This is a genomic window from Pedobacter sp. B4419 (assembly GCF_059693725.1).
In genome coordinates this window covers 1,336,506-1,363,275 of sequence record NZ_JCASSL010000001.1, presented here as the reverse complement: position 1 = coordinate 1,363,275, position 26,770 = coordinate 1,336,506, and the positions used below count along the sequence as shown (strand labels likewise).

Below are 26,770 nucleotides of genomic sequence, written 5' to 3'. Positions count from 1 at the left end.
ATAAACCCTCTTTATTCGTTGTCATTTCTATGGAACCCATTATACCTTATCCCTAGAAAACTTGCAATGTCTTATGCTTTGCCACATTAAAAAACCTTTATGTTCAGCAAAGCATTTAAGATAACGTTCCCAAGCCTTCCAGTTCACCCGGTCTCCATTTTCCACTCGCATCTTTCAAAATTAGCCAAGATCTTTCAACAAAATTTTATAACATTTAGAAAATAGTTGCGTTGAAGTATCTTTAATAAATGAAAAAACAAAAACAACGTTTTCAACAAAAACTCAGCCATCAGGAGCCAAAGCATCAATTATCAGAGTATGCTTTAGAACATCTTAGCACTCCTACCACTGGTCCCCTGGTTACAAACGATATGTTTGCAGAGTTAGATTCACTAGAGTTTTTCACTGAAAAAAAACTCGAAAAGTTTCGCCATCGCCTAAAAAAATCAATGATAAAATATCCAGATGACCTCAACAAAATAGAAGCTGGACTATCATCATATGTAAAAAGTGCAAGTCACTACACCAAAGAACTTGCCGTATTGGCCAAATCTCTAATGGAAACTTTTGGAAATATCCTACTGGACAACTATGAAAATACTGACGAAGTAGCCAAGCAATTCCTAAGCCCAAATTATTTTCAGAGTACAGCGTGGATAGAGGATTTCCAATTAGAAGAAAAGGATTTAATCCAACCCGATGCCCTTGATTTATATATAAAACGTGCAAACGAAATTACAATCACCGCAATGAAAGAATGGTTTGTGTTTACGAAAAAAAAAGATGGTGATATCGCTTTAGCTAGTTGTTACGAAGAAATGGCTGTTTTTAAAGGTATAAACCATCCCGGGTACTATAAAGAACTACAACATAAACCAGATGTACTTAGTGCCTATACAGGCATGAACGATGCGCCATTTTTTGAGAGTGACCTATTATCCTCCTATACACTGTCAGGAGATGTAGCAAATAAATTCGTTTCTGGAACCATTAACAAAAAAGGACAAAGAAGGCTGAAAGTCGAAGGTTATCCAAACATAATTGAAGGCAGAATTCTATCCTCATGGATTGTTTCTAAAACATTTTTGAACGGTCAGTATGAAATACTTTGTCTTCCAAACCCTTATACACTTACAACCAAATGGGATTATTTTAACGATATTGTAGCAGGATTTAGATTGGAGAAAAAATAAGACACTGTAATAAAATGATAAATGGGACGCTATTAGGAAATGTACGAAGATGAGCAAATCCTACGTAATCATAAGGATATGATGATGGATTCACCACAGGAGATTCCTCACTACATTCGGAATTACAAATAAAAGCCCTAGCTTTCGCTAAGGCTTTTGTACCCCCAACAGGATTCGAACCTGTGACCTACGGTTTAGAAAACCGGTGCTCTATCCAGCTGAGCTATGGAGGCCTTTCAACTTTGTGGGTTGACGCTGCAAAGATATGATTTCAAAGCAAAAAGAGCAATATAAATTTTCATTTCCTATGCAAACTTGCGCTGAGCCTGCTAAACTTTTAAAAATCAGCCTGCTAGCTTTGCGCCAAATCGTTAACTATTGCTAAAGCAGGAAAGTTAAAAGCCGATCGGATTGCCTACTCCTATTTTTCTTCTATCTTGGCCAGGTACTCGGTTGGCATGCAGCCATAATACTGCTTAAAGGCCGTAGAGAAGTAAGAAGGCGAATTGAAACCGCACATGTATGCCGTTTGGGCCATGGTATACCTCCGCGACTGCATCAGCTCTACTGCCTTTTTAAACTTAATCCGCTTGATAAAATCGGTAGCCGATTCGCCGGTAATGGCTTTGAGTTTCAGGTACAGGTTAGACCTGCTCATGCCGATTTCGCGGCTAAACTTGTCTACCGAAAAATCAGAATCAGACAAATGCAGTTCGATAATGGAAATCGCTTCCTTTAAAAACTCTTCGTCTAAGGTATTGAAAGCAATATGCTCGGGTACAATTTCTTTATTGGCAGAATAATACTCTTTTAGTCGCTTGCGCGAGCGCAAAAGGTTATTGATCTTGGCCAAGAGCAAACTGGTAGAAAAAGGCTTGGTTACATAATCATCAGCGCCCATTTCCAAGCCTTTGATCTGTTGGCTGGTTTCGGTTTTAGCCGTTAAAAGAATGAGCGGAATGTGTGAGGTATTGATGTTTTGTTTAACGCGCTTACAAAAATGCAAGCCATCCAGTTCGGGCATCATTACATCGCTAATGATCATGTCTATCTGTTGGTTTTCCAGCATTGCCAAGGCAACTTTGCCATTATGGGCGGTAAATACCTGATAACTTTCGTTCAGGTAACTATATAGGTAGGTTAAAATCTCTTCATTGTCGTCAACCAGCAAGAGTTTGATCGCTTTGCTTTCGAATGTGCTGTCTTCAGCGCTAGCCACATCGTTGGCGATGGGCACTGCTTCAGTTTCTGGCAAGATAGAAAGTTCATAGAGCGGGCTGTCAAGGTGCGAGTCGTTGGCGTAAAACAAATCGGCCGTTGGAATAGTGACCACGAAAGTAGTGCCTTTGCTTGGCTCGCTCTCCACCGTTATATGGCCATGATGCAGTTCTACCAAACTCTTGGTAAAAGCCAGGCCTACCCCCGATCCAAGGTTCATTTCCTTGCTGTTGACCTGATAAAAGCGGTCAAACACCTTAGCCAAATCGGCTTGGCTGATTCCGATGCCTGTATCTGAAACCTTGATCATTGCGTAATCGTTATGCTTGAGCAACTCAATGCCTACTTTATGGCCTTCTCCGATGTATTTAAAGGCATTGGACAATAAGTTGAACAGGATCTTCTCCATTGCATCCTTATCAAAACAAAAGGATAAGCGCGCTTCTGAAGAATGATAGATGTATTGGATATTGCTCTTTTCGGCAAGCGGCATGAAGGATTCATAGATTTCATGGATAAAGCTTACCAAATCGCCTTTGTTTACCTTGAGCTTACGCGTGCCCATTTCGGTTTTCCTGAACTCAAACAACTGATCGACCAAGCTGTAAAGCCTTTTGGCATTGGTTAACATCAGTTCGTGCTTTTTGCCCACTGCTGGATCGGCCATTGGCTTTTTGATCAGTTCTTCTAAGGGGGCCAAAATCAGCGTTAAAGGTGTCCGAAGCTCATGCGATACATTGGTAAAAAAATCCATTTTTACTTCGTTGATATGACGAACCTTTTCCTTATCCAGGCGCTCCAATTTCAATTGATTTAAGGTTGCTATTCTTTCGGCAATCACCTTATAGGCAAAATAACCGGCGGCGCCCAGCACCAGCACTACGATCAAATAAAACCATGCGGTATTGTACCAGGGTGGTGCGATCATAATGATGAGCTGTCTGGTAGCGCTTACTTCGCCATTGGGCCCTTCTGCCTTTACCAGCAAGGTGTATTTGCCAACGGGAAGATTGCTATAGCTTACCTTCAGGTCGTTGGTTCTTTGCCAGTCATTATCAAAGCCTTCCAGCTTGTAATTGTAATGGGTGCGATTGGCAGAAATGTAATTGAAGGTATTGAAGAACACGCTAAACTGCTTGTAGTCTGGCGCAAAGGTCAAGACTTTGGTCTGATCGATATGATTGTCGAGGATACCCGTGGCATCGGCGGCAACCACCTTTTTATTGAAGACTTCTAAAGCCGTAAAACTCAATTTCAATTGAAGCGGCTGTTGCTTAACGGCAGCCGGATAGAAATAGGAAATTCCCTTGATGCCTCCAAAAAGCATCATGCCGTCTTTGGCCTTACAAAAAGAATATTCGTTAAACTGGTTGTTCTGCAAGCCGTCTGTCTCGTCGAAAGACTGGATGGCATGCGTATCGGGATTAAACTTCACCAATCCGCTGTTGGTAGAAATCCATAAATTCCCATCGTCATCGGGCAGGATGCCATAAATGGTCCCCTTTAACAGGTCTCTTTTGTTTTTGAAAGTTACAAAGGCACGTTGATCTTCATCATACAGATTCAGTCCGCCCCTAGTGCCTACCCAGATCCTCTTTTTATTGTCTTCGGCAATACAATTGACCACATCTTTGCTCAGCTTGCTGTCATCAACACTTCCAAACAGCAGGTTATCTGCATAGAACTGCGAAACCCCGTTGGTGGTACCTATCCAAATCCTGTGCTGGCTGTCTTCAAAAAGATAAGTGATGTCATCAGACACCAAGCGCTTGCCGGCCTTGTCTAAATGGATATGGGCAAATGTTTGGTCGCTGGGCTGAAACAAATCCAATCCAGACCTTGTGCCTACCCAGATGCGTCCTTTGTAATCTTTTAAAATGCTGTACACCAAATCACCGGCAATGCTGTTGGGGTTATTGGCCTGGTGCTGAAAGCGTTTTACGGTTCCGGTTTTTCGATTGAATAGGTTTAAGCCGCCATTATGTGTGCCCACCAATAAATTGTTGTCATTATCAAAGGCAATAGACTTGATGTTGTTTGCACTCAGGCTGTTGGGCTCATTTTCCCGAAAAGAATAATAGCTCACGGTATTGTTAGCCGTATTCCAGTAATTGATTCCCTTGTCATTTGTGCCTATCCAAAAATTGCCTTGCGGATCTTGTTTAATCACGCTGATGACTTCGTCGTTGAGCGAAGGCTTGCCGGTATGTTGGCTGAGCAGGTTAAACTTGATATCGTTTTTATGGTAGTAGTTGACGCCACCGTAAAAAGTGCCCAGCCACATGCCATTCTGCTTATCGCGAAAAATGCTGCGTACGGAATTTTGGGCGATGGTAAAGGGTTGGGATATTTGGTGGTAGTAATTATCGAAAACAAGGCTTGCAGGATTTAAAATAGACAGCCCCTTAAAAGTACCCAACCAAATATTGCCCTCTGCATCCCTGCCAATGCACCTGATGTTGTTATCGGCTACGCTGTTTTTCAAGGTCGTGTGCAAAAAATTGCTTGTCTCCCCTGTTTTTTGATTGTAGCGAAACAAGCCATTGCCCTCGGTTGCAATCCAAAAATCGGCATCATCTATATAAACATCGCTCACATATAGTTTTTCTTCGCCAAGATTTACCTTAAAGAGACCTTTCTTTTGTGCATCCATTTTAAAAAGGCCAACATCGGTACCCATTAGCAGGCTGTTTTTCCAAAAACCGATATAGGATATCTTTTTGATCCCGTTGGCTAAGGCATTGAGGTTTACCGCCGTAAACTGCTTGCCATTGGCCATTAAACGAAAAATATCTCCCGCCAAAGAAACCGCCCAAATGTTGTGCTGCGCATCTTCGGCAATAGAAGAAATATACCACTCGCCTATGCCACGTGGCAATTTATAATTCACAAAGCTATCGCTCTTATAGTCGTAGCGACTAATGCCTTGGTTGCCGCCTACCCATAATGAGCCCTGATGATCGATAAAAAGGCTTCTGATGTAATAAGACTGTAAGCTGCCGGTGTCTCCTTTTAGGGGGCGATAGACCTTGAAATCCTTACTGTTGTACCTGTTCAATCCGTCTTGGGTGGCCAGCCAAATAAATCCAAGCGTATCTTGCTTCACCGCGAAAACGGTACTTTGCGATAAGCCCTTGTCAACAGAAATGTTTCTGAACTGCTTTTTGCCGATTTGTGCCGAAACAGTATTTGCCAGACACCACAATACCACTACAATGATGCAACGCCTGTAAAACCTTGCCTTCTGTTGACTACTGTCTTTCATATTTGCATGACATAAATAGAAGCTTGGCTAAAAGCCCAATTAGCGATGGATTGACAATCTTAAACAGCAATATACTGGCGGGGATACCAATTGCTTAGCTCACAAAAATCGCGCTATTAAACTATTTTTCCAAATCAAATTTAGCTACATCCGGCAATTCATCCACCGCCTCTTTCCGGTTCAGTTTGGCACCGTTCATTTCCAACAGGATCGAACTGCCCGAAATCTGGTTTTTAATGGCTTTTCCTTCGAAGCTGGTCGGCAAGCTGCCATAGTTAAACAAAGATTGCAAATTGGAATTGCTCACCTGTAAAGCGGCCGGCTTAGTGCCGTCAAGCTGGGCTTGGATATGCCATTGCCCTATTTGCAAATGGTACAATCCGTTGCTTGCTGTTATGGTTTTGATCGTTTCGGCCTTGCCGTCTTTGATTTGGATGATGGTCAGGTACCTGAATTTAGCCGATGGTTGCGAAGTAATTCCGGCATGCCATTGTTCTTTAAAGTCCTTAATGTTGCCATTATCGTCAGTTACCTTGTTCCAGTTTACGGCAGGCTCACCAAATTGATGGTGTACCTTCATGTTTAAATTGCCATTGGCAAATACACTCGCGCTTATGTTGCCTAAATCGCTTATTACCGAAAAGTGCTGCTGTTTGGCATTATCGCTTGGCGCTGCCTTTATTTCATAATAGGGTGCATGAAACTGGGTCGTCCATTTTACGGCTTTGTTGGCTTCCAGCTCATCATACAAAACAACATAGCCACCGGCCAACTGTAACAGGTGCCTGCGGTAAAGGGTTACGCCACTTTCGCCATAGCCATTGGCTTTGCTCGGTGTTAGGTTAAGCTGCTTAAACCTATCGAGCCAAAATTCGCTTTTGATCGCTCCATAGGCGTTGCTGGCATCGCCTAAGGCATATTGAATGTGATTGCCCGAAATTGCCCTCGGGATCCAACCGTAGCCTTCTTCGCCAATTTTTTGGTTCAGGCTATCGGCCAAAATGGTGTTATATGCTTTAGATGTCCGGTAATACAATAGGTTATGCTGATCGCTAAAATTGCTGTAGTAGCCCGTTCCGCCAAAAACAACCTTGCCTTTGTAATTGATGGTAAATGCATTTTGCGAAGCATGGCCATGGCCCGATGAACCAAATGGACTGCTGAACAGGTAACTGCTGAGGCTTTTATTGGCATGTGCCAAATCCTCGTGCATGGCTACCACGCCAACATCGGCAAATTTTCGGGTTTTGGGTAAATCGGCTGGAGAAGTTTCCGGCAAACTCTTGCCAGGTTTGTAATTCAACAGCCTAAACAAGAGGTAATCATCTGTACCGTGAAAGTAATCGGGATTATCGGTTTTGATTTGATCAACATACCAGTTGAGGTAAGTATCCTTCATCCTAAACGTCAAGGCATCGGCAAACCAGGCCTCACCTTTCACCACCGTTGGAATATTTTCCCACATATCGCCTATGGCCGTACTTGCCGAACCTGGAGGATGCGTGTACAACATATAATAAGGCAGGTTTTGCATCCATGGGAGTTTAAAATAATCGACCCCACTAAAATCGCCAAACATTTGCGAGAGGTAAATAACCGATTTGAAATTTACCCTGAAATAGCCGTTGCCTTCGTGCCAGCCACCATCGGTAGTTCCCAAAACCGGGAATCTGGCCGACCAGACTTCGTACAGGTAGGTTAGCCACTCTTTGGCCTCAGGCACTTCGTTGATCACCGAAACAGTAGCTATGGCCAAGTTGCGCATCGTGATCTGCCATACATGGTTATCGCTGACATGCAATTCGAAGCGGTTGGGCAAATGGTCGTACACCCGTTTTGCCCTGAGCACAATCATGTTTTTAAGCAATTCTTTTTCTTGCGGATTTAAAAAGTCAAAGCCTGCATCGTAAAACCAGCCCAAAGCTTCTAAAACTGCTCCGCCAGTAAAATCATCGCCAGTGGCCAAGCCATTGGGATCCATTTTGGCGATATTGAGTGCCCTGCGTTTGGCATCCAGTATAAAGCGTTTGTCTTTGGTTAATTGATAGGCAATGCACAAATTGCGTACAGGTGTGCCTACCGCGTCGCCAAAACCATGGTACATCCTGGTTTTTATCACTTTTTTCTCTACGTCTGTTTTACCGGTGGTATCAATTATGCGCATCGGTTTTTCGGTAAGCAATGGCGCATCCATCAACTTTGTGGCAAAGGCAATAAACTTCTTAGCTTCTGGATTTTGGAGGTTATTGCGGTAAAAATCTTCGCCGATGCGGTGCATATCCCATAGCAAAGGATGCTGGCCCTCGTTTCTTTTCAATACCGCGCTTACTGGAGGCGATACCTTTTCGTTGGCATATTTGGCATCTACCACAAAATTGTATACGGGCGACCAGCTCCATTTATTCTCGCCTTTTAAGGCGTAGCCATATTTCCAAAACCATTTGCCCGGTTTTAAGGCCTGGTGCAAGGGATAAACCGCCCAACTTTGTTCGGCACTGGCAATTACATTTTGTTTAAAACCTGCATCACTGGCCAAAACCACCTTGTAACGCACATTGCCAATGTTCGGATCTTCGGGCACTTCGCTCCCGCTTTCCATCGGCTTCACCATGTTTTTACCGTTGGTACCGGGCCACAACAATGCCGGCGCATTGGTAGGCACCGTAATTCCGTTAGCCGGATAGGGCCATTCGCGCACCCGGGCATGTAGTTTTTCGGCTGTTAGCTTGATCATGGCAGGCTTTTGCTGCGCCAAGACATTTAAGGCCAGTATAGAAAGCGATAAGGCGAGTATTTTTTTCATTGTTGTTGCAGACGATTATTTGATGGAATGCTTAAGGTTGTTTTCATAATGGTACTATAAGGCAATTATGCGGAGGTTTTTAATTTCCTGTCGGGATTGTAAACTTCTAAAACCAAAATACCCTGATGTTAATGGCTTGGGATCAGTATAATTGAAATAGCACGCTCCATTTACCCAGAAACTTGAAGTTCCATTTTTCACTATTATTTTAATATGATATACCTTTTCGCTCTCCAGCAGATGTTTTTGATCTGTATATTCTTTGATGACAGGTTTTGAGGTGGGGCTTACATATTTTCTAAAACGCGTGGTGCTATTGAAATTTCCACCCATGCCCACATAGTAGAGGTTCAGGTCATCGTACTCCTCAAATTTTCCACGTCGGGTAAACAGGTTGGTATTCTTGCGGTCGGCCGCCATCCAAAACTGATTCAAGTCGCCAATGCGGTCGTTGCAGCCTTTGCCCATCCGTATTACCCTGTCGTATGTTATTTGCAGGTTGCCACTTAGTTTTTTGTTTAACCAAACGGTTACCCCGCCCCAGGTATCCAATACCAAGGTCTTATTGAAAGTATAAACCGTAGAAGTATGCCCGGGCAGGTTATCTATTTCGACTACCCAGTCTTTGCAGTTTAAGGGTGCCGAAAAATCTGATTTAAAAATGAGCGTTCCCGTTTTTTGTGCCAAGGCCGATGCGTCCAGCATCAATACAAAGATGAGATTTATCGATAAGCCTATTTTGAAAACCACGGTCATTTGCTATTGTACTTAAGGTTACAAATCTGTGCTGAACTTATCGCCATTCGTTTTGCACCATTGCTTTAAATAGGCGCGCATCTGTACCAGCTGTTTTTTAAAAGAGGCATTGACAGCCAGGTTGTTCATTTCGCCAGGGTCTTTCGTTAAATCGAACAACTGCTCTTTAATTTCACCTTTATTGTAAACGATGTACTTAAAGTTTTTGGTCATCACCGCACGGCCACTAATGCCCAGCAACGTTTCGTTGTCGGCAAAGTCGGTTTCTATCACCAAAGTATCGCGTAGGTTTTTAGCGGGATTGGCTATTTTTTTGCTGATATCGACTCCCTTTAGGTAAGCGGGTTGGGGTATGCCAGCAAAACTGCAGATGGTGGGAATGATGTCTGTACCATTGCACACCAGCATGTCGTCTGTTCGGGCTTTCCACTCGCCTATTTTGGCAATGATGAAAGGAACTTTTGAGGCTTCTTCATATAAAACCTGCTTCTGGTTCCAGCTATGGCCTGCATAGCCATCCCCATGGTCGGCCGTAAAAATGATGATGGTATTTTTCTCTACTCCATATTTTTTTAAGGAAGCCAAGACCATTTCAATGTATCCATCTACTTTTTCGACCAAGCGGTTATAGGCCCAGCGATATTGGCGCCATTGATCGCCCGTCCAGTTCACTGTAGGATAGGTCCGAAAACTTACTTGTTGCTGTTCTCGGAGAATTTTTGGCTCATTGGCAGGGATTTTCCAATTGGCAGGCAAAGCTGGGCATTGCGCAGCTGGTGGCGCATTTTCCAATACATCCATTTTCAGGGCCTCGCCCCTTGCCCATTCGCAGATATCATGTGGATTTAAAAAGGAAGCCACCAGCAAAAACGGCTGGTCTTTGTTTTCTTTGATAAATTTGGCGCAGTAGGATGGCGTTGCGGCATCGTTGTAATCCAAAAAATTTGTGTTTTGGATAAATTCAAATCCATGCTGCGCAATTTTTGTAGTAGGTATAGGCAAATGCCACTTACCTACATAGCCTGTTTTATAACCGCCATGCTGAAAAATTTTGCCCATGGTGAGCAGGCTGTCGGGCCACTGGCCATCTTTTTCTGTTGCATTGCCCACAAAGCCGGTTTCGAAAGGCATTTTGCCACTAAAAATTGCGGTACGCGATGGCGTACACAAGGGTTGCGCACAATAAGCCTTTGTAAATCTCACTCCGTTTTTTGCCAGTTTATCCATGGCTGGCGTATGCAGGTCCTTGTTTCCGGCAATGCTCATCGCTTCGGCAGTTTGCTGGTCGGTCATGATTACCAAAATATTGGGCCTTGTGGTTTGGGCAGCGCAAAACTGCACACCAAAGAACAGCATGGCTCCCGAAAAAAAGACTATTGATTTTATTTTTTCAAACCGAATTTTGCAACAACACATGTCCATATATTTTTTACAGGATTAACTTGGCTAACAAATATAGGCCTCGCCTGATTGAAACTATTTAGAATTTGGTTAATATGATTTTAGATTTGATTAAAATCTGTTCATTCAATGGGTTTTGGGTTAAGGTTCAAACTTTCTCTTTACCTTCTGGTATTGCAGCAATGCTTCCAAAAAATAATAATCTGCATAGACCAAGCCAGCATCTAATTCTGATTTTTGTACAAAATTACCCGTGGCATGTTTGAGCAAAAAATCACCTTTGCCAGAACTGTTCAAGTAAGTTGGCGAAGCGAGACTAACAAGAATTTTTTCGGCAGCCTTGAAATACTTTGTACCGTTTGGTTCAGACAGCGTACTTAATTTCAAGAGTGCCGAAGCCAGCAGAGCCGCTGCAGAGGCATCTCTCATTGTTGGCACCTCGGGTGCATTGTAATCCCAGTACGGCACTCCATCCTTAGGCATATTGGGATGATTGAGGATGTACGAAGCAATATTTTCTGCCTGTGCCAAATATTCTTTTTTTCTGGTAAGCGCATACATGAACCCAAAGCCATACAAGCCCCAGCTTTGGCCACGGCTCCAGGCAGCAGTAGCAGGATCACTGTTGCCATTGTTCCAATCGCGTTTACGCATGTTGCCTGTTTGCGGATCGTAATCTACCACATGCGAGCAACTGTAATCGGCTCTATATTGGTTTTTCATGGTGGTGTTGGCATGGTTAACCGCTACCCGATAAAAGCTGCTGTCGCCGGTAAAGCGGGTGGCATTGAGCAACATTTCCAGGTTCATCATGTTATCTATGATCACAGGAAATTGCCAGTCGCGACTTGGGTTGGCATTCCACGACATGATGGATTTTACCATTGGATTATACCTTTTGAGGGCAGTTTTCGATGCTTCTATAATTACGGCCTTATATTTTGGGTTTTTGGTCAAGCGATAGCCATTGCCATAACTGCAGTAAATTATGAACCCAATATCATGGTCGGTGGTAAAATACTTGTTGTTCTCCACCAAAGCGGTGGCATATTGTGCTTTTTGCAATACGGCTTTATCACTGGTAAACTCATACAGCAACCATAAAATGCCCGGATAAAAACCACTGGTCCAGTCGTCAATTGGGCGAAAGCCTTTTGCGGTTGAACGGGGCATTTTTCCATCAGCTTTTACAGTAGCATAGGCCTTGTTTGCATATTTTTTTTCGAGTGCAAAAATAGAGGCGATCCTTTTGTCGCTAAGCGATTGGGCATGAGCCTTTTGCATTACACCCATGATAAACATTGATAGACCTAAGCAAATGCATAAACCTGTATTTCTTACTCTCTTTGTTTCTTCACTCATTTGATCGGCAGTATTACTGTTTCGGGATTTCGATGCTTATTGGAGTAGCATTGTAGAGTTCGGCCTGGTAATTGTAAAAAGCATCATCTCTTTTATCTGCCAATTCTGCTACTATTTTGCTGCCCTTGCCTTCGGCGGTAATGGTTACATACTCGCCTGCTCGCGGATAAATGCCACCCAGTTGATAAGCATATTTTCCAGGTTTGAGCGACTGAGATACATGAAAAACCAGTTGTTGCGTATTGATATCTGGTGCCGGATTGCTCACCGTGAGTTTCCAGCTGCTGCCTTGATCTTTTAGGATGAACAAGGCCGGTGCCGCTGCCTTTACCGTTAAGTCCGCTATCGTGAAAGTAGCAGCTTTAAAAAAGGCAAATTCCCAGGTTTTGGCACTTGCTACGTATACGCCGTGTGCATCGGCCTCTTTTTTTAATTGAACATCTTTTGCATAACGGGCCATTACCTCAGGCATTTCGGCAGCCGAAACATTTGGCACTAAAAAATAACTGTAGCTGTTGCCTGTTGCGGGTTGCAGGCCATGATTGATGGCGATGACATAGCCTGGTGTTTTATTGGCATTTTGAGGGTCTGTCACGTTGATTTCGGCCCCGGTTTTTACCATTATTTTTTGTTTCCCATCGGGATAAATGAGATAGCCCTTTTCGCCGGTATGCAACCAAAGCGGCTGATCGGCTTCAAAAGAAAGGTTCAGCGATTGCGAAGGCTGGATCACCTCGGTTTTACCGTTTTGCCAAATGGTTAAAGCTTGTAAAAAAGAGGACTGATCTATGGTGGTTACAATATCTTTCTGCTGGCCGGGGCGCAAACGCCTGATGTTGTTGCCTAAGGAAATGATTTTATCTTCAACAAAAAAATAGCTTTTTTGGGCAGTAGCCGAGCTGTAGGTTTCGCTTGGCAAATGATGGTAAATGCCTAGGCCAGATTTTCCATCAGCAGTTACGCCAGCCACCTCATTATCGCCTGGCAATGAGCCTTGTGCATGGCCTACCGGGATCGCATCGCTGCGCCATTCTTCGGTAAGGCCAGGCAATGCATGCCAATCTAAATTGGCCAATACTTTGTCAGCATATTCATCGCCGGTTATTTTTAATGGAAGAATACCATAACCTGCATACCAGGATTTGCGTACTTCTCCAAAATCTTCGGCACCTACGGTACGTTTCGATTTTAATTTTAGCGATACGTAAAAGGGTTTTTCGTTTTCACCTCGGCGGTGCACCAAGAATTCGTTTACCCAAAAGGCATCCGTACCCGAGTATTCAAAGTTATTTTTCTTGATTTTATCATACACCTGATCCAATTGCGCCTGATTAGCCAATTTGGTGCTGGCACTACGGGATGATTTTAAATCTTCAAAGGCTTTTAAGTAAGTGTTGTTTACAAACTTCTGCAAATCATCTCCATAAGACCTACCCGATACCAAAAAATCCAAGCGGTTTTTATAAATCAGTTTTGGATAGGTGCCTACCAAACGATCAGCCGGGAACTGGTAATATTGATCGCCTAGCTTAAAGCCCGTATTCTTAAATTGGTTAAAACCGACAAAGGCTTCTGCCAGCCAGCCAAAGCCATAAGCCTGCATGGCCGCATCTGTGCCTTTTGCAATGTGATGTGAAATGGTGCCATCGGGCTGAAAGCCAGATTGTTTGTAGCCATGGGCAGGAACATTAAACTTGGTAAACCATCTGGCTACATCAGCTGTTACGCCATGTGGGCTCCATCCGTAAGAAAAGCTGAAGTTTTTAAAGGGCTGATCTTTGTAAAAATCGGCGTACCAATATTGCACATAGGTTAGCGGCCGGTTGTAGTCGGCCCAAACAATAGGCATGGCCAACATCCAACGGCCACGGTGGCCCAAATTGGCATCGGCCCAGGCACCCGAAGAACGGAGCGTATCTTGCAATATGCCCCAACGTCCGTCTTCTTCCTTGTCATCCGATTTGTCTATCGTCCTTCTGCCGGGCATCTCGGCCATAGCCGTTTGATAAAAGCGCACAAAATCATAATATACACGCTCGGCCTGTTTGTTTCCGTTTTTTATATCGGCCAGCATATCGGGCATTAAATGTACCGATGGTGCAATCAGCGCATCAGAAATCACCCACTGGTGGGTTACTACCTGGGTGCCTACCAAGTTGTAAGCTCTTAAATTGCTGAAACCATCACCTGTATAAGGACCTATCGGTTTGCCTTTGACCATTACATCGCTGCCCTCAACCGGTACACTTTCTGTATAGGCAATTATGGCCGAATACAGGGCATTTTTTAACGCCTGATGAGCTTTGGGATCGCCTTCGGGACCGTATTTTTTAGATTTGGCATAGGCATAGCCCAAACCGCCGATCTGATTTGCCACTTGCTCCCACTCAAATTCTATGGTTTTTCCGCCTGGGCTTTTATAATCCATTACATTTTTGCCGTAAAAGCCAAATGCCGCAAATCTGCCATTATTGTTTTCCAGTTCGGCAATCAAATCGGCCACCTGGCTATCTTTAAACACCTTTCTGCCATACATTCGGCTTCCCTCCTGAGATACGGTATAGTCTTTATAACGGTTGTACAGGGTTTGCCAAAGTGTTTGTTTAACCACTTTTACTGTTACAGAAAATGTATGCAGTGTTTTTGTACCGTCTTTTAATGCAACAGCGATTTGATGATCGCCCAGCATATGGTCGGTTATTTTTTGCTTGGCCGTCAATACCCCCATGATCCTGCCTAAGGGATCGAAACGGGTTGCCAGGGCAAATAAATTGTCATTTTGTTGCGTAATGGCGAATTGATAGCTTTTAGGGATGGGCCTGGTAAGTACATCTTTGTTTCGCTCTAAATGCATGCGCCCCATTACTTCTGTGTTTTGGGGACTATTTACTTCGATATCAAAATAATTGGCAAAGATCTTTTCCTGGGCAAGAATAGGTCTTGCACTGCATAGGAATGCCATGAAAAGAAAGAGTAGGGATGATTTTTTCATTGGATGATCTGTATGTTGTTTATAGGTAAAATGAAGAGGTGGCCTCAGCCACTCTCCTTTTTATCTTTTGCTCATACACAAGGTATACGGCATATCTAATTTAATATTTGGTTAGTACCCAGGATTTTGTCTGGTTATTTTTTTGTTTACATCAACTTCATTTTGCGGGAAAGGATACAGTTCATGTTTGCCGGCCACAAAATTATCGGCAGCTGTATAGGCATAATTTGAACGAATGGCTTTCAGCGCAGCTTGGGTGCTCACTATTTTTGGGGCAAGCATGTTCCACCTGATCAAATCAGCCTTGCGCATGCCTTCAAAGCAAAGTTCCCATGCCCTTTCGTCTTGAACGGCCTTGAAAAAAGCATCTTTGTTTAATCCTGCGGCCAAATCTATTTGGTTTACCGGCAGATTAGGCACCAGGCTTGCTGTAATTGCAGCGCCGCTTCCGGCACCGGTAATGGTAACGGTAGGTATACTGGTATAGCCAGTGCCTTCATTAAGTACCGTAATTGCGGTAATTCTGCCACTGGCAACGGTAGCCACTGCCGAAGCATCAGAACCACCACCTCCCGTGATTTTAATAAAGGTAGCAGTGGTGTAGCCCGTGCCCCCTGCGGTAAGCCTCAGCGCAATACGGCTACCTGCCAAGGTATTGCCAAAAGCTCTTCTTCTTACTTCGTTAATGGCATCGTAAGCCATGGTATTAGGTGCACCGTTTAGCTCATTTTCTACTTCTGCGCGCATGAGCAATACATCGGCATAGCGCATTACCACATAATTGATATTGGTAAAAGTTTTTTCCGTAGCCGAATTCACCTGGTATTCCCTGCTCCATTTGCCTGGTGTCCAGGTTTCGTCTTGCCTGCCTGTTAAAAGCGCCAAACGGTTGCCGTCTTTGTCGAGGGAGTACCGAGCAATCGAAAAATCCCTTCTGGTGTCGCCTGCTTTAAAGGTATCATAAAAGGTTTTGGCCACAAAACAGCGGTTTAAGGTACTTGGATAGATTCCTGATGTTGTTAGCGGCGCATTAAAAGTGCCTATGCTCGAATCATTTGTAGTAGTAAGTGCTGTGGTATAAAAAGAAACTTCGAAAATGCTTTCAGTAGGCTCAAAAACCTGAAACGACTGATTTTTGAAGACCTGGGCATAGCTAGGATTAAGTTTGTATGGATTAGCCGTCATGATATCGTTCAGCTGCGTTTGGGCTAAACGGTAATAATCCAAATAATCGGCCGGACGTTTCATGGTACCATCTGCGCGCAAGGAATACCCTCCGGCAAACAAGGCAATCCTGGCCAGCATTGCTTTGGCTGCCCATTTATTCACTCTTTCGTTGATCGGCTTTTCTGCGGGCAACACTTCTGCCGCTTCTTTCATATCTTTGATCACCTGTGCATAAATCACATACCTATCGGTAAGGGGCAAACTCAGGTCGTCACCAGTTTGGGAACTTTTGGTTTTAAAGGGCACATCGCCCCAAAGTCTTACCAATTCGGCATAATAAAAGGCCCTTAAAAACTTAGCTTCGCCCAGCATGCGGTTGAGATCTGCTTTTTCGCCAGTACTTCCATTGGTATACAAATCCATTTGTTGGATTTTTTCAATAACTACGTTTGCCCTATCTATGCCACTATAAAAGGCACTCCAAGTATCGTATAATGTAGCTGTTTGGGCAATGGAAAGGTAATGCGGAATGGCTCTCCAATCGGGCGTTACTCCAATGTTGATGTACTGGATATCCGAATCGTTATCATATACCATTGGGATGTACCATCCGTAGGTAGCGGGTTTTCGCATCACTTCATAAATCCCTAAAGTGGCCATATAGGCTTCGTTTACATTAGAGAAAAAATTGCTGCTGGTAAACAGCGAATACGGTTTTACTTCTACGGCTTTTTTGCAAGAAACCATAGCGCACAGGAAAATTCCCAAAACAACAACCGTTTTTTTTGTATTTGATAGTATAGTTTTCATTTGAATAGATTCCTTTCTTAAAGTGATAGATTAAGTCCTGCGACAATTGATTTGCCTCGTGGATAAGCACTAAAGTCGACACCAGGCGTTAAAGCATTGTTAATGCTGCTTACTTCTGGATCGTAACCAGAATAATTGGTAAATACATGCAGGTTATAGGCCGTAACATATATCCTGGCATTTGCGATTTTGATGGCGCTTAACCATTTTTTCGGTAGCGTATAGCCCAAGCTGATGTTATTGATCCTTAAGAAAGAACCACTTTCGATAATGCTGTCGTACAAACGACCGGTTGCATTTCCATTAATGGATGCCACCTTGTTTTTTCCCTGGTTCAAAGCCGCCAATTCAATAGGATCCGTAACAATTTGGCCCGAGGCATTTATCGTTTTCCACCTGTCTACCTGAAAGGCCAAGCTGTTGTTAAAATCTCCAGACCTCATCAGGTTGTTCATTACGTTTGCATTGTAAATGTCGTTACCCACCGTAAAGTTCAAAAACACGCTCAGGTCGATGCCTTTATAGCTAAATGTATTGTTGATGCCCCCGGTATATTTAGGATTGGCATTGCCGATGGCTACACGGTCATCAGCCGTGATCAAACCATCGGGTACGCCGTTGGGACCACTGATGTCCTTAAATTTGATGAAACCGGGCTGTGCCGCAACCACATCGCGGGCTACACCGGGTTTTAAGGTATAGGTATTGGTAGTTGAATTATAATCAAAATCGCTCACTTGGTACAGGCCGTCTTGTTTGTAGCCATACATGATCCCTACCGGCTCACCTACTTTCAGGATAAAATCCTGTGGCGTTGAATAACTGCTTGCCAATAATGAATTCTCGCCATCGCTAAGCTTCAGCACCTTTGTTTTGTTAAATGCGATATTGAAATTGGTATTCCAAGAAAAGTCTTTGTTTCTGATGTTTACGGTATTCAGTGTCAATTCTACCCCTCTGCTTGAGGTAGTGCCAATGTTTTGGATCTGCGTGGTAAAGCCAGCACTCGCGGGGATACGGGTTTGGTACAACAAATCTTTCGATCTGTTATCATACAATTCTGCCGTTAAAGTTATGCGCTGCTTGAGCAAGCCAACATCGAGGCCGATATTGCCCGACTTCACGCTCTCCCATTTTAAATATGGATTTGGCAAATTGGCTTGGAAAGCAACTGGAATCAGCGTGTTATTTAATGGATAATACCCAGTGGTGAATGTTCCGAGCGCTGCATAATTGGCAATACGGTTGTTGCCAGCCGTACCATAGCTCAAGCGCAGTTTCAGGTCGGAGAAAATAGGCAGTTCCTTCATGAAATCTTCCTGAACCACTCGCCAGGCAAAAGCAGCCGATGGAAAGTAGCCCCACCTATTTTCGTTGCCAAATTTAGAAGAACCATCAGCCCTTAAGCTTGCGGTAAGGATATACTTGTCTTTGTAGCTATAATTGGCTCGGGTAAAGAAAGAAAGCAATTTGTCATCTTGGGCAATTGATGACGGAAAGCCTGCAACGGTACCTAGACCTAAATTATCCCAACCATTGTTAACTGCTGGAAAATTGGTAGCCGAAGCGCCAAAGGCTTCGCTATAATTATAAATGTATTCCTGTCCTACCGACAAATCTAACTTGTGGATTTTGTTAAATACGCGGTTGTAGCTGATGGTGTTGTTAAAGCTTAAGCGGGAAGCGGCAAGTTCTGTAATGCTCCCAGATGGTCCTCCCAATCGAATAGCTGTAATAGATTTGGCCTCATTAAACGCCTTAATTTTATTATTTTGTGAATTATAGCCAACCAAACCATTGTAGGTAAAGTTTTCCAAGAAATTATACTTAAGGGCCACGCTGGCATTTAATGTCTTAATTTTTTGATCCCTGAGCCTGGTATTTACAGTAACCAAAGGACTTTGAAATGCCGGACTGCCTTGGTTATCCAATGGATCAAGGCTTTCGTTTAGCAAATCGGAATCGTTGGCCAAGCCATTGATGGGTCTATACTGTAACAAAGTCTGCAACATGCTTAAACGGGCATTGCCTCCTTCTTCGGTACCGCCAGAGCCATAAATGTTCTGATTAGAGTAATTGACAATACCATTGATCGTAAATTTATTGCTGATGGTATTGGTTAAGGCGAGTTTGGCAATATCTTTATTCGAACCGCTGTTCATCATTAAACCATCGTTTTGGTTTCTCGAATAAAACACATTATACTTTAGCTCTCTATTGCCGCCATTGATGCTCACCTTATGGTATTGGCTTACTGCGCTCTCGCCAAAAATCTCTTTTTGCCAATTGATGCCCCTATCGGCATAATTGTTCTGCAGCGATTCGAAGGGACCAAATACACTGGTAAACTTAGACAGTAGCGTTGGGTTGGCTGCAGCATTTTCATAGGTATATAAGGCGTATTGATAGCCATCCATTACCGGAATAAAGCTGTTGATTTTCTTTACGCCTACATAGCCATCATAGTTAATGGTTGTTTTTCCTTCTTTGATCTGTTTGGTGGTAATCAACACTACGCCATTGGCACCCCTTGCCCCATAAATTGCGGTTGATGATGCATCTTTTAGGATATCGACAGACTCAATATCCATTGGATCGATGAAATTGAGGCCTTCGGTTTGTGGTACGCCATCTACAACATATAAAGGTTCGTTGCTTTGCGTAATTGAGGTACCGCCCCTAATTTTTATAGATGGTTCTTCGCCCGGATCGCCACTGGGCATGGTTACCTGCATACCTGCAATACGGCCCTGCAAAGCCTGGGCAATATTTTGAACGGGCACTTTGGCCAGTTCGGCACCACTTACCGATGAGATGGCCCCGGTAAGGTCCTTGCGTTTTACGCCTTGGCCATAACCAATCACAATCACTTCGTTCAGGTTATTTTGATCATCTATTAATTTGGCGTCTACTACTACTCGACCATTTACCGCGTGCTCAATTGTTTTGAAACCGAGAAAAGTGAATACCAATACCGCATTAGGCTTTACTTTGATCTGATATGTTCCATCGCCGGCTGACGACACTCTATTGGCAGTACCCTTTTCGGTAACTGTTGCGCCAGGAATGGGCTGATTGGAACTATCAAGCACCACGCCTTTCACGGTAATCGCATCTTGTGCATAGCTTGATGCCGCAATTGCGAAAAATAAAAAAAACAATACAATTCTTCTCATCGGGTTTATTATTTGGTTTTGTTTATGATATCTCCTAAATCACACGATAGCAAATGCCTTGAACAAACCGCTTATTGATTGCGCTTATCCATCAGAAAGAAAGTTATAGGAAAAGGGGAATACCTATCACTATCAGATTTACTATTTGGTTCAATTAGTCAACGAATTTAATAGTATGCAACAAATTAGACTTTTAATTTTGCTTAAAATGCTATCAAATTTGGTTAAACCTAAAAAAACATGGATTAAAGCCAATGGCTTATCTCTTTCATAATCAACAGTTTTTACACCAAGTAATGTACCCAACTATTTGATTAGGCTATTGATTGTAATTAATTGCCTGAAATGCCCTCAATAGCCATAGGATTGGTTTTGGCTCCTTCGTTCATTAAAAAGAGCGTGGCTTATCCACCTGCCTTTTTAAAGCGATTAGACAATTTTGAAATGTTTTTGGCAAATTTTGAAAGCCTTTCTTTTTAAACGCGCCTACCTTCACTTCAACGAATAACCAAATTTTATCCTGAAGTATGATCACGAAGAAAGCGTTCAATATATTATTGATCTCCACCTGTTTTAGCCTAAAAGCTTTTGCGGCCTCTAAACAAACAGACCCTGCACCTACCTGGTTCAAAAAAACAACTGAAATTATAGGGCTTCAACTGAACAAGGCTGTTCAAACCTACCAGCCGGGACATCATCCGCGTTCTGTAAATCCTGATGGAACGGTAAGATTAGCCGGGATTACCGACTGGACCACGGGCTTTTTTCCGGGAAGCCTGTGGTATGGTTACGAACTTACAAAAGATCAGAAATTGGCTGAGCAGGCCAAAAAGTTTACACTGGCGCTCGATTCGATCAGGTATATCAAAAATACACACGACCTTGGCTTTATGCTGTATTGCTCGTATGGCAATGCCTATCGCATTACGGGAGACAAAGCTTACCTGCCGGTTCTGGCCGATGGCGCAAAAAACCTGATGGCCCGTTTTGATCCAAAGGTTGGGGTAATCCGTTCATGGGATTTTGGCGAATGGCGCTATCCTGTTATTATCGACAACATGATGAACCTGGAATACCTCTATTGGGCGGCCAAACAATTTAACCAGCCAAATTATGCCAAAGCCGCCAGTACGCATGCGGTTACTACCATTAAAAACCATTTCAGAAAAGATTACAGCTCTTTCCATGTGGTTGATTATGATCCACAGACGGGAAAAGTATTTCGCAAGGCGACACATCAGGGACTTACAGACGAATCGGCCTGGGCACGTGGGCAGGCTTGGGGCTTATATGGCTACAGCATGTGTTATGCCAATACCCAAAATCCGCAATTTTTAGCACAGGCCGAGCATATTGCCAAATTTATAATGAACCATCCGCGCATGCCTAAAGATAAAGTTCCGGTTTGGGATTTCGACGTACACAATGCCATGGATGCAGAGGAACGCGCACCAAAAGATGCCTCTGCAGCTGCAGTTATTGCCTCAGCTTTGCTAGATTTGAGCACACAGGCAAAAGACGGCAAGAAATACTTCGATTATGCTGAGGACATCCTAAAATCCCTCTCATCTGATCATTACCTTGCCAAGCCTGGTGAAAACCAGTTTTTTATATTGAAACACAGTGTGGGCGCAATGCTCTATAACTCAGAGATTGATACGCCAATTGATTATGCAGACTATTATTATCTTGAAGCGTTAAAGAAGTATGCAAGCATCAAAAAAATAGACCTTAAAAAGTAAACTAAGCAGGGATGAGAACAATTTTCGCGATAAGTGCTTTTATTTTTTGCTTCCTAAATGCAAAAACACAGGAAAAACCAATCACTAAGGAGAGTTTTGCCGTGTTGAACCTCAATTACAAAGGTTTAGAAAAGGTGAACCAGGCGGTAGCAGCCGCAAAGTATGACGAAGCGGCCAAAGAACTGCTCCAATATTTTCGCAAGCAGGCAGGCGACCAGTCGCGCTTTCGCGGAAAAGACATCGGCAAAGAACATCAAGAAAAAGCCGACAATGCTTTGCTGCATTTATTTAAGCCACAAAAGGGCTACGGCTTTTTTGATTATGGCAAAGACATCAATTGGCAATATTGGCCAGTAAAAGACAATGAGGTTCGCTGGCAGCTGCATCGGGTAACCTGGTGGGAATCGATGAGCCTGGCCTACCGCAGCAGCGGAGATGAAAAATATGCCAAGGAATGGATTTTCCAGTTTCGCGACTGGTGCAAAAAAAATGCAATTGGCCTTGACCAGGAAAACGATAAAATAGCCTGGCGCCCCTTAGAGGTATCTGCCCGTGTGCAGCTATTTCCCATCACCTTTAATGCATTTGTCAACTCGCCCAATTTCAGTCCGGCATTTTTAATGGAGTTTTTACAGGAAGTGAACAACCATGTAAATTATATTGCTGCTCATTATACCAATGAAGGCAACCACCTTTTATTTGAAGCCCAACGCGTACTAGATGCAGGTGCTAGCTTCCCCCAGTTTAAAATGGCCGAAAGCTGGCGCAAAAGCGGCATAACTATTTTAAACCGCGAAATTAAAAAACAGGTATTTGCCGATGGCATGCAATGGGAACTTTCTCCAGTATACCATGTGGCTTCTATTACTATATTTTTAGATGCCTACAATGCCGCGAAGCTTGCAGGACTGGCCAACGAATTTCCAGAGAGCTATAGCAAAACACTCGAAAACATGATGGTGGCTACGGCAAAAATCTCCTTCCCCGATTACAACAATCCCATGTTTGGCGATTCATGGACGAACGATAAAGCTGGCAGGCTTAAATTGTTCCAAAGCTGGTCTAAACTATTTCCTACCAATGAAACATTGAAATACTTTGCGAGTGATGGCAAGGAAGGCATTCCAAGCTATTTATCAACTGCGCTTCCCGATGCCGGTTTTTACACTTTTAGGAACGGTTGGGATAAAAAATCGACCATTATGATTTTAAAGGCCAGCCAACCCGGAGAATTTCATGCCCAGCCAGACAATGGCACCTTTGAGCTATGGGCAAACGGACGCAATTTTATGCCAGATGCCGGTTCTTATGTGTACAGTGGCGATGCCGAAGTAATGAAAAAAAGGGATTGGTACCGCCAAAGTCGCCTGCACAATACCCTTACCCTCGACGATAAAAATATGGTGATCACCAAAGCGGTCCAAAATAAATGGGAAAGCGGCAAAAACCTGGATGTACTTACCTACACCAACCCAAGTTATGCGGCGCTGAACCACCAACGCAGCGTTTTGTTCATCGACCAAAAATATTTTCTAATCATCGACAGGGCAATTGGTACTGCAACTGGCAAATTGGGCGTACACTTTCACTTAAAGGAAGACAGCAAGCCAGTTGTCGACAAGCAGGCCTATAAAGTAAGCACCACTTATGCTGATGGAAATAACCTGTTGATCCAATCCTTAAACACCGACAAACTCGTGCTTACTGAAGAAGAAAGCAAAGTTTCTTATGCTTATCAGAAAGAACTGTCAAGGCCTGCATTTGTATTCGAAAAAACCAAGACTGACGATAAACCTCAACAGTTTATCAGTATAGTTTACCCTTTCGAAGGCGCAAAAGCACCAGAAATTACTTTAAAAGAAAACACAGGCAATGATTTTCAAAAAGGCATTATCAACCTCAGCTTAACTATAGATGGCAAGAAAAGCGCTATAAAAACCAATTTGTATCGATAAGTCAGCTTTCCATTAGCAATCGCTCCGAAGGCTTGTCATTTAATGTATCACTGAGGATTAGTTACCCGTGAAACTGCTAAACATTTAACCAAAACCAAATATGAAAAAGCAAATGACAAATTTACCGCAATTGATAGTCCTTACGGCGCTATTGCTTGCCATGGCCTGCAGCAAAAAGGCCACAAGTTTAACCGATCAGGCTATAGGCGCCGATGGATTGCCCCAAAAGGCGCTAAATAGTTCGAATTTAGTGAATAATGGCGATACGATACTGAATGTAACTTACGAAAACGGCACTACCACTTCGGGCATTGCGGGGGTTGAAGATACTCATGCCACAGCACCTGATGCGGCCTATATGATGTCGCCTGGTGCTACCGGAAACTGGGCGATAGCCCATAAAATTGTGTATGGCGATCCTGCCTATGAATCAGACGGCTCCTATAGAAGCGAGAGCGATGCCATTGCAATGCAGGCGGCCCGGTTCTTTCCCGGGGACGAACGCCGGTACGAATTTAGCGTGTCGCTGAAAGATTGGACACCCTGGGTTTCTGGCCCGACTTACGAAACCAATGTTTTTCAGTTAAAAGTTTCTGGAAATTCAACAACCGGCTCAGGTGTTCCGCTCCAATTCCGCACAGCAAGAAATGCCATGCGTTTACGTTACGAAGGCTCTTCCTCTATAAAAGATATCATAAGCGATTTACGTCCCTATGTAAACCAATGGCTGAGTTTTAGGGTAGATGTTTTATGGGCCGATACAAATACCGGTTACATAAGGACGTATATGAAACTACCTGGACAAAGCAGCTACACCTTGGTAGATGAAAAAACAAACTATCGCACTTTTGCCGGAAATGTAAGTATTGGAAACATTGGATACATTAAATGGGGGCTTTACGGAATTCAGCAAGGCCTTACCCGTGTGGCTTATCACGATAACATCCGGATTATTAAACTCCCCTTACAGTAACAGCATTTTAACATATTGGCAACTAAAGCGTTGCCAATATGTTCTTTCCAAATAGCTCTATGGGCAAAAATTCAATACGCTCATTACTCCCCACCTATACAGGCAAGAGCAACAACCTAAAAACAGCAGGTAAAATTGGGCAAATCCAAACCCATTAATTCCCAAAACCAGTTTCAAAATACCCAACAACAATAAGCATTATTTATTGGCAAGACAAGCAAAAGTGCCTTTTCAAGCTGTATTGATCCCGCCTTCAACAATAATACGTTCTGGCTTTATTTGTGCCATTGATTTTGTCGAATGTCTGTATTCCTAAAATAGACATCTCAAAATCTGAGTTGAATAATGAAGTTGCTTAATAAGTATACTGGGTGGATTTTTATAGGTTTCGCAGGGCTAATCAGCACTGCCAAGGCTAACCAGGTTACCGGTTGCGAGTCTCCGGTAAGTCCAAATTATATCTATATTAGGCTTAATGGAACTTTTAATGGAGTTCCTAATTATGATTTCAGTTCTGAAGCCGACAAGGCCAGTGGTCCGATGTATTGCTAAACCTATGGCGCGGCAAATTCCTGTTGGATCAATGCGATCAATGCGCCCAGCACAAGCAAATACGGCACTTTGGTTACCTTCTACGATGTAAACAACTGCCCCGTAGATGATTATATTTGGCTCTTGATGCTTGCAACAGGCACTTACGCCTATTTGAAGATGCATCGTCATCGTCAATCGGCTCATTCCTAAGCTTAGCTTTAATTTACGTTTATTCGGCTAAGGCAATCCCTATTTAGGTTGCTTAACAATTCCTTAATCTTAAATTCAGTATTTATAAACTTGTGTTTAGTATTTATGCACTTTAAATATTAAACATGACCGAAGGAAATCTTATTGTTTTTGACGATGCATCTAAACCCCTGCGCCAGGAAAGCTTTACCTTGCCCGCACTAAAATCGGGCGAAATTCTTGTCAAAAACCTATACACCACCATTTGTGGCAGCGATCTGCATACCTTTTGTGGCTTGCGCAAAGAAAAAACACCTACTGTTTTGGGGCACGAAATTGTGGGACGTATTGTTCAAATTGACCAAGCCCATCCCCAAAAAGACCATGCAGGAAATCAATTGTCGCCAGGCGATTTAGTAACCTGGGCAGTATTTTGTTCAACGCCACAAGCAAGCTGGTTAGCCAAGGGCATGCCACAAAAATCAGCTAATTTATTTAAGTACGGCCATGCCCAAATTATAGGAGACGACGCTTTTCATGGCGGATTGGCTGACTATTGTATCTTAAAGGAACACAGCTGTGTTTTAAAAATTCCCGCCCATCTCCCACTGCCCATTGCAGCCACCATTAATTGTGCAATCGCTACAGTTGCCGGGGCCATAAGATTGGCTGATAAGGTAGATGGAAAAAATGTATTGATTACCGGCTTGGGCCTATTGGGCAATGTAACCGCAGCCATGTGCAAAACTGCTGGAGCAAAAAACATCATCGCCGTTGATGTTGACCCTAATCGTTTGGCACAAGCGGAAGCTTTTGGCGCGAACGTTCTATATCCTGCCAACGAACCCGATTTGCAGTCTAAATTGACCAAGCAACAAGTGGATGTGGTATTTGATATGAGCGGAAATCCAGATGCCATGGAGCTCGGCATTAATTCTTTGGCTGTTGGCGGTACCGCAATTTGGACGGGTGCAGTTTTCAAAACTAGGGAAATAGCCATCAATGCCGAGGATATCATCAGGAAGCTAATTACTATAAAGGGCCTTCACAATTACAATTTCGAGGATTTACAGTATGCCTTAAATTTTATGGTGAAGCATTACGAGCACTTTCCTTTTGCAACTGTGGTTGCCAAGGAATTTGCCTTAAGCGAAGCCCAACAAGCTTTTGAGTATGCCTTGGTGCACAAGCCATTAAGAGTAGGAATCAAAATAGATTAAATCTTAACCCTTAT

Annotated in this window: 14 protein-coding genes and 1 tRNA gene; 6 read left to right on the top strand and 9 right to left on the bottom strand. The window is 43.3% G+C overall.

Translation table 11 applies throughout. The features are described 5' to 3' along the window. Positions 1 to 248 precede the first annotated feature (248 nt). Entirely contained in the window at positions 249 to 1,193 is a 945-nt protein-coding gene (locus AC570H_RS05410; protein WP_497352489.1) for a hypothetical protein, read from the top strand. A gap of 159 nt (positions 1,194 to 1,352) precedes the next feature. On the opposite strand, the gene AC570H_RS05405 is transcribed toward AC570H_RS05410, so the two are convergent. From AC570H_RS05405 to AC570H_RS05365, 9 genes are all read right to left on the bottom strand, one after another. Further along, a tRNA-Arg gene (locus tag AC570H_RS05405) sits at positions 1,353 to 1,426 on the bottom strand. 188 nt (positions 1,427 to 1,614) lie between these two features. Further along, a complete protein-coding gene (locus tag AC570H_RS05400) occupies positions 1,615 to 5,676 on the bottom strand; it encodes a hybrid sensor histidine kinase/response regulator transcription factor (protein WP_497352487.1) in 4,062 nt (1,353 codons plus the stop codon). 121 nt (positions 5,677 to 5,797) lie between these two features. Beyond that, positions 5,798 to 8,479: a DUF4962 domain-containing protein gene (locus tag AC570H_RS05395; protein ID WP_497352485.1), complete on the bottom strand. Its 2,682-nt coding sequence runs from the start codon at positions 8,477 to 8,479 to the stop codon at positions 5,798 to 5,800. A 54-nt stretch (positions 8,480 to 8,533) separates the two neighbouring features. Beyond that, complete coding sequence (locus tag AC570H_RS05390; protein WP_497352483.1) at positions 8,534 to 9,235, bottom strand: DUF6250 domain-containing protein; 702 nt, start codon at positions 9,233 to 9,235, stop codon at positions 8,534 to 8,536. Positions 9,236 to 9,253: 18 nt separating this feature from the next. Then, a complete protein-coding gene (locus AC570H_RS05385) occupies positions 9,254 to 10,591 on the bottom strand; it encodes a sulfatase family protein (RefSeq protein ID WP_497352481.1) in 1,338 nt (445 codons plus the stop codon). 186 nt (positions 10,592 to 10,777) lie between these two features. Beyond that, positions 10,778 to 11,998, bottom strand: a complete 1,221-nt coding sequence (locus tag AC570H_RS05380) for a glycoside hydrolase family 88 protein (protein WP_497352479.1) — start codon at positions 11,996 to 11,998, stop codon at positions 10,778 to 10,780. Between the two features lie 13 nt (positions 11,999 to 12,011). Beyond that, positions 12,012 to 14,990 carry a polysaccharide lyase family 8 super-sandwich domain-containing protein gene (locus AC570H_RS05375; RefSeq protein WP_497352477.1) on the bottom strand — a complete coding sequence of 993 codons (2,979 nt, stop codon included), beginning with the start codon at positions 14,988 to 14,990 and terminating at the stop codon, positions 12,012 to 12,014. 111 nt (positions 14,991 to 15,101) lie between these two features. Then, complete coding sequence (locus tag AC570H_RS05370) at positions 15,102 to 16,967, bottom strand: RagB/SusD family nutrient uptake outer membrane protein (protein ID WP_497352475.1); 1,866 nt, start codon at positions 16,965 to 16,967, stop codon at positions 15,102 to 15,104. Between the two features lie 17 nt (positions 16,968 to 16,984). Next, a complete protein-coding gene (locus AC570H_RS05365) occupies positions 16,985 to 20,143 on the bottom strand; it encodes a SusC/RagA family TonB-linked outer membrane protein (protein ID WP_497352473.1) in 3,159 nt (1,052 codons plus the stop codon). A 527-nt stretch (positions 20,144 to 20,670) separates the two neighbouring features. Between AC570H_RS05365 and AC570H_RS05360 the strand changes: the two genes are divergently transcribed. From AC570H_RS05360 to AC570H_RS05340, 5 genes are all read left to right on the top strand, one after another. Continuing rightward, the gene (locus AC570H_RS05360) at positions 20,671 to 21,885 is read left to right on the top strand and encodes a glycoside hydrolase family 88 protein (protein WP_497352471.1); all 1,215 of its coding nucleotides are present in this window, start codon (positions 20,671 to 20,673) and stop codon (positions 21,883 to 21,885) included. Between the two features lie 11 nt (positions 21,886 to 21,896). Then, positions 21,897 to 23,840, top strand: coding sequence for a heparin-sulfate lyase HepC (gene hepC / locus AC570H_RS05355; protein ID WP_497352469.1), 1,944 nt, complete (start codon positions 21,897 to 21,899; stop codon positions 23,838 to 23,840). A 112-nt stretch (positions 23,841 to 23,952) separates the two neighbouring features. Then, positions 23,953 to 24,813 carry a heparin lyase I family protein gene (locus AC570H_RS05350; protein WP_497352467.1) on the top strand — a complete coding sequence of 287 codons (861 nt, stop codon included), beginning with the start codon at positions 23,953 to 23,955 and terminating at the stop codon, positions 24,811 to 24,813. Between the two features lie 345 nt (positions 24,814 to 25,158). Beyond that, a complete protein-coding gene (locus tag AC570H_RS05345; protein ID WP_497352465.1) occupies positions 25,159 to 25,365 on the top strand; it encodes a hypothetical protein in 207 nt (68 codons plus the stop codon). Positions 25,366 to 25,682: 317 nt separating this feature from the next. After that, positions 25,683 to 26,756 carry a zinc-binding dehydrogenase gene (locus AC570H_RS05340; protein ID WP_497352463.1) on the top strand — a complete coding sequence of 358 codons (1,074 nt, stop codon included), beginning with the start codon at positions 25,683 to 25,685 and terminating at the stop codon, positions 26,754 to 26,756. Positions 26,757 to 26,770: the final 14 nt, after the last annotated feature.